We start from the raw sequence: 11946 nt of genomic DNA, 5'->3' as shown, positions 1-11946 counted from the left end.
TTAATGTATAAAAATTATAAAAACTATGTATTAATAACAGGCCTACTTGCTTTAGTTGTAGTGGCATTGGGTGCCTACACCCGACTAAGTGATGCAGGCCTTGGTTGCCCAGACTGGCCCGGCTGTTATGGTTTTTTAACCGTCCCAAAACATGAAGCCGATATAGCACTCGCTACGCAAAGCTACCCCGACATGATGTTTGAAACCGCAAAAGCGTGGAAAGAAATGATCCATCGTTATTTTGCAGGTGCCTTAGGTTTACTTATTTTAGGTTTGTTTATATTGGCCTTTTTAAAGCGCCAATATCCAACTACACCCGTTAAGTTGCCTCTGGCTTTACTTTTACTTGTAGTATTTCAGGCCGCACTTGGTATGTGGACTGTAACCATGAACTTACAGCCGCTTATTGTGATGGGCCATTTATTAGGTGGCTTTAGTATTTTATCGCTAATTACACTTTTGTATTTACGCTTAACAGCCAACCCTATAATGGGTGGCGATAGCAGCGCAAAGCGTTACTTTAGTTTAAGCATAGTGGCATTGGTAGTACTGGTAATTCAAATTGCGCTGGGTGGTTGGCTTGCTGCAAATTATGCGGCACCGCATTGTAATGGTTTACCTTTGTGTAGCTACGCTCAACCATTTTCGCTCAGTAGTGTATTTCAGTTACCCCTTGAGCACAGTAATTACGAGTTTGGTGTGTTGTCGCAACAAGCGCGTATGTCTATACATTTATTGCATCGTATTTGGGCGCTTGTAACGTGTGTTGTTTTGGCTCTCATAATGTGGCGAATATACAGCCACGCTTACTCGCACAAAATAAAAAATTGTGTGGCTAGCGTACTTGTTGCCTTACTTTGTCAGATAAGTTTAGGGCTTGCTGTGGTGCATTGGCACTTTCCGTTAGGGGTCGCACTGGCGCACAATTTAATGGCTGCCATACTATTATTAACAATGGTTAGGTTGTGTTACTACCTGAAGTCACGCACATAAAGGGGAATTGTTATGGCACTTACAATTGATAAAAAAGCACTACAGGGCGAGCGCTCGCAACCTTTAATTAATCGTACTTATAATTTGCTTCAAGATTACTTAGCCATTAGCAAATTTAAGGTTGTGGCTATGCTCGTATTAACAGCTTGGGTTGGCTTAGCACTGGCTCCAGATGTAGGTAGAGGCATAGCTGTACAATTTACGAGTTTATTAGGTATTGGTTTACTATCTGCGGCGGCTGCGGTGATCAATCACGTTGTTGATAGCGAAATTGATTCAAAAATGGCGCGTACGCGTCACCGTCCTGTAGCTAAAGGGCGTTTGAGTAAAACCCACGCACTTGGTTTTGCAGCTGCTATTGGCGTAGCAGGTTTTGTTATGTTGATGGTATGGGCAAATACACTGACCGCAATACTAACCTTATTTGCCTTGGTTGGTTATGCCTTTGTGTATACCTCATTTTTAAAACGCGCCACTCCGCAAAATATAGTGATTGGTGGCCTAGCGGGCGCTATGCCTCCGTTACTTGGCTGGGTATCTGAAACAGGCCAAATGGCAGCCGCTCCATGGTTACTAGTAATGATTATTTTTACCTGGACACCACCGCACTTCTGGGCGCTTGCTATAGCGCGTAAAAGTGATTACGAACGAGCTAAAATACCCATGTTACCTGTTACTCACGGAATAGATTTTTGCAAAACATGTGTGGTTGCCTATTCTGTTTTACTGGCCGTTGTATGTGTATTGCCATACTTAATTGGTATGTCGGGGTTAATATATTTAATTGGAGCCTGTGTATTAAATGCAGTCTTTATATACAAAGCCGTTAAGTTAAAAATTGCCGGAAACGATAAAACTGCAATGGACTTATTTCGTTTTTCAATCATTCATTTAATGGTACTCTTTGTTGTATTATTTATAGATAAATGGCTCCCTTTATGATGCGATTAAAGCTTTGTTTTAGTATTGTTTTTATGCTGTTTTTATCAGCCTGTTCAGATAAAAATAGCCCCCCTGATGTAGATGCATTAGTTTACGAAACCGCAAAACCACTGTCTGACTTTAAGCTCAATAATCAAAATGGGGAAACGGTCACTAAAGCGCAGTTTTTAGGGCAATGGAATTTAGTATTTTTAGGTTATACAAGTTGCCCCGATATTTGCCCATTGACCCTGGCTAAGCTAAATAGCGCTTATAAAAACTTACACAGCGACTACCCGCTACAAATTTGGTTTATGTCGGTCGACCCTAAGCGAGATACAGTACAAAAACGAAAAGCTTATATAGATTATTTTAATCCTGATTTTTTGGCTGTTTCAGGCCCACATAAAGACCTATTCCCAGTAGTAAGGGAGCTTGGTTTAATTTACGCTATAAGTGATTCTAACGAATCAGAATATGCAGTTGATCATAGCGCATCTGTGGCACTGGTTGATCAAAATGGTGCTGTAAGAGCTATTTTCAAACCTGAATTTAAACAAGACAGCGTACCGTTAATTAATGCCTCACAGTTAACCGAAGAGTTTATAAAAATAGCTGACTACTATAAAAACTAGTTTTTTAACTTTTAATGAATTTTAAAGGAGCTTTATGCTCCTTTTTTTGTATTTTTAATGCTTTTATAATTTTTTTTTACCCTTTGATGGCAATTTCAATAACTAGGTCTAAGCTTTTATTATGAATTGAATTGACAGGGAAAGTCCCCAAAAAATGCTAAAGCTACCCAGTGAACTTGCCATCACGCAGGTTGAGACTCTACATCAAGATTTACTCCAAGAACTCAATAGCAATGATGATATTTGCATTGATGTTAGTGATGTTAGAGCGGCTGACACGGCTTCAATTCAACTTTTATGTTCCTTACAAAAACACCTGCAAACCATCCATCATAAAATAATTTGGGTTGGTAGCAGCGAAGCGTTAACACACACCGTTAATCAACTCGGTTTAAGTCATTATTTAATACTCGAAAGTAAAGGTTAGAGGTATATATGAAAAGAATTTTAGCAGTTGATGATTCTGCATCAATGCGTCAAATGGTGAGTTTTACTCTAAAAACAGCGGGGTTTGATGTAACCGAAGCTAAAGATGGCAGCGAAGCTTTAGCAATTGCAAAGCAGCAAGATTTTGATGCGGTAATATCCGATGTAAATATGCCTATTATGGACGGTATTACATTAATAAGAGAGCTTCGTACTTTACCTAATTATAAATTTACACCATTACTTATGCTTACGACCGAATCGGGCCTTGATAAAAAAATAGAAGGTAAAGCCGCAGGTGCTACGGGTTGGATTGTAAAGCCTTTTAATCCTGAACAGTTGTTAGCGGTGATTAAAAAGGTTATTCGCTAGTAAAGGAGCGCAGTGTGAGCATAGATTTAAGTCAATTTTTTGAAGTTTTCTTTGAAGAGAGTTTTGAAGGCCTAGATACCATGGAGGCTGAGCTTTTAAATTTGGTACCTGGTGAGGAAGACTTAGAAACTATAAACACAATTTTTAGAGCCGCCCATTCAATAAAAGGCGGCAGTGGTACATTTGGTTTTACCTCCGTTGCCGACTTCACCCACGTGCTTGAAACACTGCTTGATCAAATACGCCAAGGGGAACGTGAGCTAAGTACCGAGCATGTTAATTTACTTCTTAAAGCAGTTGATTGTTTACGAGGGTTACTTGCTGCACTTCAAAGTGAGCAAGAGCCCGATTTAAATGAAGCCAATGCATTACGTTTACAGTTTGAGCAAGTGCTTGAAATAAATAATGATGCAGAAGCATCTGTGCAACTAGCCGATGCTAAAGATACCGGCAGTAATACTTACCAAATAGATTTTAAGCCACACCAGCATCTTTTTAAAACCGGTAATGAGCCATTATTTATGATCAGCGAGCTGGCTGAGTTAGGCGAATTAGAAACACATGTATTTTATGACGAAGTACCCGATATAACAGAGCTGAGCAGTGATGAATGTTTTTTGCATTGGCGCTTTTTTTTAAATACAGCTAAAGATGAAAAAGCAATAAATGAGGTATTTGAGTGGGTAGAAGATGACGCAGATATAAGCATTGAGCTGTGTGGCGGCCTATTTACCGACGACCTTCAAAGCAATACTGTTAATCAAAGCGCTGTGAGTGAGGAATGTACTTCCAAAAATGAAGAGTCGAGCACGACTCAACCTACCCCCGCTCCAGTAAAGCCTAAAGCTCAAAGTAATGATAAAAAGCCTGCGACCACGCCTGAGTCCACCTCAATAAGAGTCGGAATTGATAAGGTTGATTCGCTAATAAATATGGTTGGTGAATTGGTTATTACCCAAGCCATGCTTAATCAGCTAAGTGAGCAAGAAATAACACCCGCTACAATTACCTCACTTCAAGAAGGGCTTGCACAACTTGCACATAACACTCGCGACTTACAAGAAAACGTTATGCGAATTCGCATGCTACCGATTAACTTTGTTTTTAGTCGTTTTCCTCGCTTGGTTCGCGATATTGCACAAAAGCTCAATAAGCAGGTCGAGCTTAAGCTTTTAGGTGAACAAACGGAACTTGATAAAACGGTCATGGAAAAAATATCAGATCCTATGGTTCACTTGGTTAGAAATTCACTAGACCATGGCCTTGAAACGGTTGAGCAAAGAGTTGCAGCGGGAAAAGATCCTGTAGGTACTGTTACTTTAAATGCGTTTCATCAAGGCGGAAACATCGTTATTGAAATTATGGATGATGGCCAAGGGCTTAATACTAAAAAAATTAGAGAAAAAGCAATTGCTAATGAGCTGATTACGGCCGATAGCATTTTAAGTGATGAGGAAGTAAACGAACTGATTTTTATGCCTGGTTTTTCAACGATGGACGAGGTAAGCGACTTATCTGGTCGTGGTGTAGGGATGGATGTTGTTAAACGAAATATACAGTCTTTAAATGGCTCTGTTGAGGTTACCTCAGCGCCAGGCGTTGGCTCTACATTTACGATACGTTTACCCCTTACACTCGCTATATTAGATGGGCAGCTCGTTAAAGTAGCTAAGCATACTTACATTATTCCACTCATTTCTATTGTTGAATCACTGCAAATTGATATTACAAAAGTAAGCCGAGTAGGTAAAAACCTTGATGTACTAAGGCTGCGCGACGAATACATTCCAATTTTAAGATTATACGATATTTTTAATCATCAAAATGCCATTGAATCTTTAGATAAAACTCTCCTTGTTGTTGTTGAAACAGATAATCAAAAAGTGGGCTTACTTGTAGACGATTTACTCTCTCAGCAACAAGTTGTTATTAAAAGCTTAGAGGCAAATTACCACAAGGTTGATGGTGTATCTGGCGCCACTATTTTAGGGGATGGGCGCGTGTCACTAATTGTAGATATAAGCGGTTTAATAAAGCTTTCTGGTCTTAAAAAGCCAGGTAGCCAAGATCTTATTATAGATCAGCATATAGCGGTGGAGGCTTAATGAACGCTGAGCAAAGCGAGATAAATAATGCACTAAGCCTGCAACAAGAGCAGGGAGTTAAGCAGTTTTTGACCTTTATTATGGCTGATGAAGAATATGGCGTTGATATTTTAACAGTACAAGAAATTCGTAGCTGGGAAGAAATAACCGAGCTACCAAACTCTCCTGATTTTGTAAAAGGCGTAATTAATTTACGCGGCACAATAGTACCCATTATAGATTTACGCTTACGTTTTGGCCTTCCAAGCGTCGAATATGGCTCATTAACGGTTGTTATTGTAGTAAAGGTTGGGTTTGAACAAGGCAGTAAAATTATGGGAATTGCGGTTGATGCGGTGTCTGATGTTTACAGTATTGCAGAGCAAGACGCTAAAGCAGTGCCTAGTTTATCTGAGTCGAATAGCTGTGAGTACGTAGCTGGTTTGGTTAACGTGGGTGAGAAAATGGTCGCATTAATCGATTTGCAAAAAACAATGAATATTTAGTTAGTTAAATCTAAATATAGTAATACAAAATAACTTAAAGGTGGTGATGGGCATGGGATGGTTTAGTAATCCAAAGCAGTCAAAATCCAGTAATGATTTAATTGTCGATGCATTAAATAAATCATTAGCGGTAATTGAGTTTGAACCTAACGGGCAAATAATTACTGCAAATTCTAATTTTTTAAGTGCAATGGGCTACAGGCTTGAAGAGGTCCAAAGCCAGCACCATTCTTTATTTGTCGACTCCGATGAAGCGCAAAGTAACGACTATAAAAACTTTTGGCAGCGCCTACGCAATGGTGAATTTATTTCTGATGAATTTAAACGCAACGCTAAAGGTAATAAAGAGGTTTGGATACAAGCTACTTATAATCCTATTGTGAATGAGAGCGGCCAAGTATTAAAAGTTATAAAGTTTGCGACAGACATAACCAAGCAAAAAGAGCTAGAAAAAGCCTCTCGAAAAGCGGCCGATTTAGCCAGTGCATTAAAAGTATGCCAAGCAAATGTAATGATTGCAGATAAAGACCTTAATATAGTGTTTGTGAACGATCAGGTTCGTTCCATGTTAAAAGCTAGAGAAAAAGACTTACAAACAGTACTTCCTAATTTTGCTGTAGATAGTTTAATTGGTACATGTGTTGATGATTTTCATAAGCACCCATCGCATCAGCGTGACTTATTAAAAAATTTAGAGCAACCGCATAAGGCCGAGTTAAGATTGGCTGGGCTCATATTTACCCTTATTGCATCACCTTGGGTAAGCCATGAAGGAGAGCGCTTAGGAACTATTGTTGAATGGGAAGATATAACGCAAAGCGTAGCAAAAGCAGAAAAAGAGCGAAGCGAGGCGCAAGAAAACCTACGTGTACGCCAAGCGCTTGATACTGTTGCAACCAATACCATGATAGCCGATGCATCAAACGTTATTGTTTATATGAATCAAGCTGTTAAAAACATGATGAGTGCAGCAGAAAATGATTTACGTAAAGACTTGCCTAATTTTGACAGTACAAACCTACTTAAACAAAATATTGATGTTTTTCATAAAAATCCAGCGCATCAGCAAAACCTGCTTGCTAAGTTAACTACGACCTATAAAGCCGAAATACTTGTGGGTGGACGCACGTTTGGCTTGGTAGCAAACCCTATTTTAACACCTGAAAACGAACGCATAGGCACAGTGGTTGAGTGGGAAGATAGAACCGATGAAGTCGCTATTGAAAAAGAAATTGCAGAACTAATTTTAGCCGCGGGTAATGGCGAATTAGATGCGCGTGTTATTGAGACAGATAAAAGCGGGTTTTTCTTACGCTTAGCTAAAGGGTTAAATAGCCTAGTTAAAATTGTTGATGATGCAGTTGCTGATACAGCAAATATGCTCGATGCAATGGCAAGTGGTGATTTATCAAAACGCATAGAAAGTGATTACAAAGGCTCATTTGATAAGCTAAAACGCGATGCAAATACAACCGCAGATAAACTAACAGAAGTAATCAATCGCATAAACTCTTCAGCAACGCTTGTAGCAAGTGGCGCAGAAGAAATATCACAAGGAAATGCTGATTTAAGTCAACGTACTGAAGAGCAAGCTTCGTCACTTGAAGAAACAGCATCGAGTATGGAAGAGATGACCAGTACCGTTCGCCAAAATGCTGATAACGCAAAAGTAGCGAACGATTTAGCCGAAGAAACCTGCGAAAAGGCAATACAAGGCGGGGAAGTTGTAAACCGTGCGGTGACTAGCATGTCGGCAATAAACGAATCGAGTAAAAAAATTGCAGACATTATTGGTGTGATTGACGAAATTGCCTTCCAAACCAATTTATTAGCACTTAATGCTGCCGTTGAGGCTGCAAGGGCGGGCGAGCAAGGTCGTGGCTTTGCCGTTGTGGCGGGTGAAGTGCGTAACTTAGCGCAGCGCTCAGCAGGAGCCGCTAAAGAAATTAAAGAGTTAATAAGGGACAGTGTAGGGAAAGTTGCCGATGGCTCTCAGTTAGTAAATGAGTCAGGCGCAACACTTAAAGAAATTGTTGTGTCGGTACAACGCGTGACGCAAATGATTTCCGATATTACCGAAGCATCAGAGGAGCAAAGCGCAGGCATTGAGCAAGTGAACAAAGCTATTTCTCAAATGGATGAAATGACTCAGCAAAATGCTGCACTCGTAGAAGAGGCATCTGCAGCTGGTGAGTCTATGGCTGAGCAAGCAAACGAAATGCGCAGACTCCTTCACTTCTTTTCGTTAGGGCAGCAAGACATACCTTTAGTGTCATCAAGTATGAGTACACCCGCTTTAACGCAGCAACCACAAAGTAGCTTTAGCCGAAGTAAGCCAAAGGGAGAAAACTTTGTAGATTCAGCTGATGAGTGGGAAGAGTTTTAGTTAATAGCAGAGCTTTAGATAAGAAACTTGTTATCTAAAGCTTTTGTTAAATACACTTAGCTTAGCGCAATAAATTGCGCTAAGCGCCGCTTATTCTGCATTTGAGAGTAACCAATGAAAGAGTTTTTATTTACCGATCGCGACTTTAAAGAAATTGCCACTTTAGTGTACAACGCATGCGGTATTGTACTTGGTGAGCATAAGCGTGAAATGGTGTACTCACGTATTGCACGTCGAATACGTGAGAGAAAACTAACTGATTTTAGTACTTACTTAGCTTATTTAAATAGCCATAAAGATCAGGAGTTTGATGCATTTATTAATGCGCTAACAACTAATCTAACTTCATTTTTTCGTGAATCCCACCATTTTGATTATCTAAAAAAACAATTAGTTCCTGCTTTGCTTGTGCAAAATAAAGACAGTCGGCGAGTACGAATTTGGTCGGCGGGATGCTCAACAGGAGAAGAGCCCTATAGCCTTGCAATGGCGTTACATGAGTTATTTCCTAGCAACTGGGACGTTAAAATTTTAGCGACTGACCTAGACTCTAATGTACTTAAAAAAGCGCATGCTGGTGTGTATAGCGCAGCAAATGTGAATGGGTTAGATGATGCGTTGTTAAAGCGTTGGTTTTTAAAAAGTAAAGATGGCGAAAGCTATAAGGTTAAACCAAAGCTGCAGCAATTAATTTCTTTTAAACGCTTAAATTTATTACAAGAGTGGCCAATGAAAGGGCCCTTTGATTTAATTTTATGCCGTAATGTTGTTATTTACTTTGATAAAGACACTAAAGATTTATTATTTAAACGTTATGCAAAAATACTCGCTCCACATGGGCATTTATTTTTAGGTCACTCAGAAACCATGGGTAAAGAGCATACTGAGTTTAAAAATTTAGGTAAAACTATGTACCAAAAGGCTGCTGATGCACGCTCAGTTTAAAGGTGTTCTTCCTGGGTTTGATCATATAAAGCGTTATTGGGACTCTGGGCGAGAAAGCGTGGTCGCTAAAATTTTACCGGGTGAATTTTATGTATCAAAAAATGATGAGCTAATATCAACTGTTTTAGGCTCTTGTATTGCGGCATGTGTATACGATGAAAAGTTAGGGATTGGTGGCGTTAATCACTTTATGTTGCCGGTAAAAAAAGGTGAGCATGTTGAAGGCGCGCATAGTTTAAGCGGGCGATACGGTAATTGGGCTATGGAATATTTAATTAACGAAGTGCTTAAAAATGGCGGATCACGCAAAAATTTAAAAGTAAAACTTTTTGGCGGTGGGCGAATAATAAGTGCAATGACAGATATTGGGCTCGGGAATATAAGTTTTGCGAATGCCTATATAAAAGAAGAGGCGCTCAATTTAGTTGCTCATGATATGGGGGGACCTTGGCCGAGGAAAATATTTTTCCACCCTCATACTGGTAAAGTACACGTAAAAAAACTTAAAAATCTTCATAACAATACGATTGAAAAGCGCGAAGTGAAATACTTACAAAATCTTCAACAGCAAGATAAAAAAACAGATATTGAACTGTTTTAGGGGTGCATATGATAAAAGTATTAATAATTGATGACTCTCCATTAATTAGACAGTTACTTACCGAAATATTAGGCCAAGCAGACGACATTAAAGTTGTAGGTTGCGCTGAGGATCCGTACGAAGCGCGGGAAATGATAAAAAAGCTTAACCCTGATGTGCTGACTCTCGATGTTGAAATGCCAAAAATGGATGGTATTAGTTTTTTAAAAAATTTAATGCGGCTCAGACCAATGCCCGTAGTGATGATTTCTACTTTAACAAAAAAAGGTTCACCTATTACGTTAGAGGCATTAGAGCTCGGTGCAGTAGATTTTATTGCTAAACCCACCGTTAATGTTAAAGAGCACATGAGTCATTACAGTGCTTTAGTACAGCAAAAAGTAAGGGTTGCTGCAGGTGCAAGGGTAAGAGGTTTTAAAAAGCCTGTATCTAACGAACCTATTGCAGCTAACACGCAATTTTTGCTGAACAAAGTTATTGCAATAGGTGCATCTACCGGTGGTACAGAGGCTATTAAAGAGGTGTTAATTAAAATGCCAAAAAACTGCCCACCCATTGTAATTACACAGCATATTCCTCCAGGTTTTAGCGCTTCGTTCGCCCAGAGGATGGACCGTACATGTACCATAAATGTGAAAGAAGCAGAACAAGGCGATAAGTTAGCAGCAGGCTGTGCTTATATCGCACCGGGTGGATTACACTTAAGTATTGTTAAGCGTGGAGTGGGTTTATATTGCCAGCTTGACGATAACGAGCCCGTAAATAGGCATAAACCTGCGGTAGATGTTTTATTTAACTCATTAATACAAACAGGTGCAAAAAATGTCGTCGCTGCAATACTTACAGGTATGGGGAGCGATGGTGCAAAAGGCTTACTTGGTTTAAAACAAAGCGGGGCATATACAATAGCGCAAGATGAGTATTCATCCGTTGTGTGGGGAATGCCTAAGGCAGCAATTGATATTGGGGCTGAAAATGAAGTTGTGGCGCTAGATAAAGTTACCCAGCGCCTTTTAAGCCAAGCTATTAAGGCTTAGCGTTTTCGATAACCCAAGGTTGTGAAAACCAGAAGTAACTACCAGGGTTTGAAATAGAAGGCGCAGTGCAATTAAAGCGTGAACGGCCTTTATTAAGTGCTTTTGGTGAGGTTATTTCAACTGTGTTTTTATTGATCCAGTTTAAATCTGCTTGGCCTACGCTTGATACGTAACAAGCAAATTGGCTTTTATGAAAATCGCCCATATTAAACTCAATTGTAAGCATAGGTGGGTTTTGCTCTGTCACGCTGTCTTTGTAAGTTAGTTTAGTAATATTAAAAGCCCGCGAATTAAGCTTAGTAATAAGTGTTTCCAATTTACTGTAAAAACCAGATGCCGGAAAACGCGGTAAACGGCTAAAGTTAGAGTCTTTATTTACCGCTCCTGAGTGCTGGCCAATACCAATAAAGCCAAGCTCTGTTACCAGTGCTTGTAGCTCGTTATTAAACTCACCATACGGATAGGCTAAGTATTTGTAATCTTGTCCGGTTTCTTCTTTTATACGTTTTTGCGAATCTAAAATGTCTTTTTTAATACGAGAGCGCCACTGAGCATTTGTTTCGTTTTCAAGCGTGCGATGTAAGTAGTCGTGTTGCCCACTGTGATTAGCAATCAGCGCGCCTTTTTTAGCGAGTTCTCTGAGTTTATCCCAACCCATAACGTAGCTCTTGCCTTCGTCTATTAATTTTGGGTTTACAAAAATAGTGTATGGGTAGCCAAATTTTTCTAAAATAGGCGCTGCTTGTTCGTAGTTATTGTTGTAGCCGTCATCAAAAGTAATGGCAACGGTTTTATCGGGCAGGGTTTCACCTTGCTTTAGAGCGCTAATCAACTCATTAAGCGCAATAACGTTAAAGTTGTGCTCTTTTAAATAACTCAAATGCTTAGTAAATGTATTTGCACTAACGCTTGTTACGGCGGGCAGGGTTTCGCTAACATGATGATACTGTAAAATAACGGCTGCTTGAGCACGTACAGATACACTAATGAGGATAAATAATACTAAATGAAACAATTTCTTATACATAATAAGGCACACC

At 39.6% G+C, this 11946-nt stretch carries 12 protein-coding genes; 11 read left to right on the top strand and 1 reads right to left on the bottom strand.

What is annotated here, in order from left to right:
• Positions 1-3 precede the first annotated feature (3 nt).
• The 11 genes from J8L73_RS13610 to J8L73_RS13560 all read left to right on the top strand — a co-directional run bounded on the left by J8L73_RS13610 (position 4) and on the right by J8L73_RS13560 (position 10906).
• Positions 4-993: a COX15/CtaA family protein gene (locus J8L73_RS13610; RefSeq protein ID WP_211001344.1), complete on the top strand. Its 990-nt coding sequence runs from the start codon at positions 4-6 to the stop codon at positions 991-993.
• A 12-nt stretch (positions 994-1005) separates the two neighbouring features.
• Positions 1006-1935, top strand: coding sequence for a heme o synthase (gene cyoE / locus J8L73_RS13605; RefSeq protein ID WP_211001343.1), 930 nt, complete (start codon positions 1006-1008; stop codon positions 1933-1935).
• Positions 1932-2549 carry an SCO family protein gene (locus J8L73_RS13600; protein WP_211001342.1) on the top strand — a complete coding sequence of 206 codons (618 nt, stop codon included), beginning with the start codon at positions 1932-1934 and terminating at the stop codon, positions 2547-2549. Before cyoE ends, J8L73_RS13600 begins: the two co-directional genes overlap by 4 nt.
• 154 nt (positions 2550-2703) lie before the next feature.
• Positions 2704-2976, top strand: a complete 273-nt coding sequence (locus tag J8L73_RS13595) for an STAS domain-containing protein (protein ID WP_211001341.1) — start codon at positions 2704-2706, stop codon at positions 2974-2976.
• 8 nt (positions 2977-2984) lie between these two features.
• A complete protein-coding gene (locus J8L73_RS13590) occupies positions 2985-3347 on the top strand; it encodes a response regulator (protein ID WP_211001340.1) in 363 nt (120 codons plus the stop codon).
• A 14-nt stretch (positions 3348-3361) separates the two neighbouring features.
• Positions 3362-5452 (top strand): chemotaxis protein CheA, encoded by a 2091-nt coding sequence (locus J8L73_RS13585; RefSeq protein ID WP_211017873.1) that lies wholly within the window; start codon positions 3362-3364, stop codon positions 5450-5452.
• On the top strand, positions 5452-5937 hold the full coding sequence (locus tag J8L73_RS13580; RefSeq protein ID WP_211017871.1) for a chemotaxis protein CheW: 486 nt from the start codon (positions 5452-5454) through the stop codon (positions 5935-5937). Before J8L73_RS13585 ends, J8L73_RS13580 begins: the two co-directional genes overlap by 1 nt.
• Before the next feature lie 52 nt (positions 5938-5989).
• Positions 5990-8323 (top strand): methyl-accepting chemotaxis protein, encoded by a 2334-nt coding sequence (locus tag J8L73_RS13575; protein WP_211017869.1) that lies wholly within the window; start codon positions 5990-5992, stop codon positions 8321-8323.
• A 114-nt stretch (positions 8324-8437) separates the two neighbouring features.
• Positions 8438-9268, top strand: coding sequence for a protein-glutamate O-methyltransferase CheR (locus J8L73_RS13570; protein ID WP_211017867.1), 831 nt, complete (start codon positions 8438-8440; stop codon positions 9266-9268).
• Positions 9252-9869, top strand: coding sequence for a chemoreceptor glutamine deamidase CheD (gene cheD / locus J8L73_RS13565; RefSeq protein WP_211017865.1), 618 nt, complete (start codon positions 9252-9254; stop codon positions 9867-9869). Before J8L73_RS13570 ends, cheD begins: the two co-directional genes overlap by 17 nt.
• An 8-nt stretch (positions 9870-9877) precedes the next feature.
• Positions 9878-10906 carry a chemotaxis response regulator protein-glutamate methylesterase gene (locus J8L73_RS13560; protein ID WP_211017863.1) on the top strand — a complete coding sequence of 343 codons (1029 nt, stop codon included), beginning with the start codon at positions 9878-9880 and terminating at the stop codon, positions 10904-10906.
• Here the strand turns inward: J8L73_RS13560 and J8L73_RS13555 are convergent.
• On the bottom strand, positions 10896-11933 hold the full coding sequence (locus J8L73_RS13555; protein WP_211001333.1) for a polysaccharide deacetylase family protein: 1038 nt from the start codon (positions 11931-11933) through the stop codon (positions 10896-10898). The two genes, J8L73_RS13560 and J8L73_RS13555, sit on opposite strands and share 11 nt — an antisense overlap.
• Between the last annotated feature and the right edge of the window lie 13 nt (positions 11934-11946).

The sequence above is a fragment of the Pseudoalteromonas sp. MMG006 genome, assembly GCF_018101025.1.
Taxonomy (GTDB): domain Bacteria; phylum Pseudomonadota; class Gammaproteobacteria; order Enterobacterales; family Alteromonadaceae; genus Pseudoalteromonas.
Note: the sequence above shows the minus strand (reverse complement) of the source record. Positions and strands in the feature narration are given on the sequence as shown.

What these genes read in the sequence shown, in the direction of transcription:
- J8L73_RS13610 (WP_211001344.1), top strand. Translation starts at nt 4, where the DNA reads ATGTATAAAAATTATAAAAACTATGTATTAATAACAGGCCTACTTGCT.
- J8L73_RS13575 (WP_211017869.1), top strand. Translation starts at nt 5,990, where the DNA reads ATGGGATGGTTTAGTAATCCAAAGCAGTCAAAATCCAGTAATGATTTA.
- J8L73_RS13600 (WP_211001342.1), top strand. Translation starts at nt 1,932, where the DNA reads ATGATGCGATTAAAGCTTTGTTTTAGTATTGTTTTTATGCTGTTTTTA.
- cheD (WP_211017865.1), top strand. Translation starts at nt 9,252, where the DNA reads ATGCACGCTCAGTTTAAAGGTGTTCTTCCTGGGTTTGATCATATAAAG.
- J8L73_RS13590 (WP_211001340.1), top strand. Translation starts at nt 2,985, where the DNA reads ATGAAAAGAATTTTAGCAGTTGATGATTCTGCATCAATGCGTCAAATG.
- J8L73_RS13580 (WP_211017871.1), top strand. Translation starts at nt 5,452, where the DNA reads ATGAACGCTGAGCAAAGCGAGATAAATAATGCACTAAGCCTGCAACAA.
- J8L73_RS13595 (WP_211001341.1), top strand. Translation starts at nt 2,704, where the DNA reads ATGCTAAAGCTACCCAGTGAACTTGCCATCACGCAGGTTGAGACTCTA.
- cyoE (WP_211001343.1), top strand. Translation starts at nt 1,006, where the DNA reads ATGGCACTTACAATTGATAAAAAAGCACTACAGGGCGAGCGCTCGCAA.
- J8L73_RS13560 (WP_211017863.1), top strand. Translation starts at nt 9,878, where the DNA reads ATGATAAAAGTATTAATAATTGATGACTCTCCATTAATTAGACAGTTA.
- J8L73_RS13555 (WP_211001333.1), bottom strand. Translation starts at nt 11,933, where the DNA reads ATGTATAAGAAATTGTTTCATTTAGTATTATTTATCCTCATTAGTGTA.
- J8L73_RS13570 (WP_211017867.1), top strand. Translation starts at nt 8,438, where the DNA reads ATGAAAGAGTTTTTATTTACCGATCGCGACTTTAAAGAAATTGCCACT.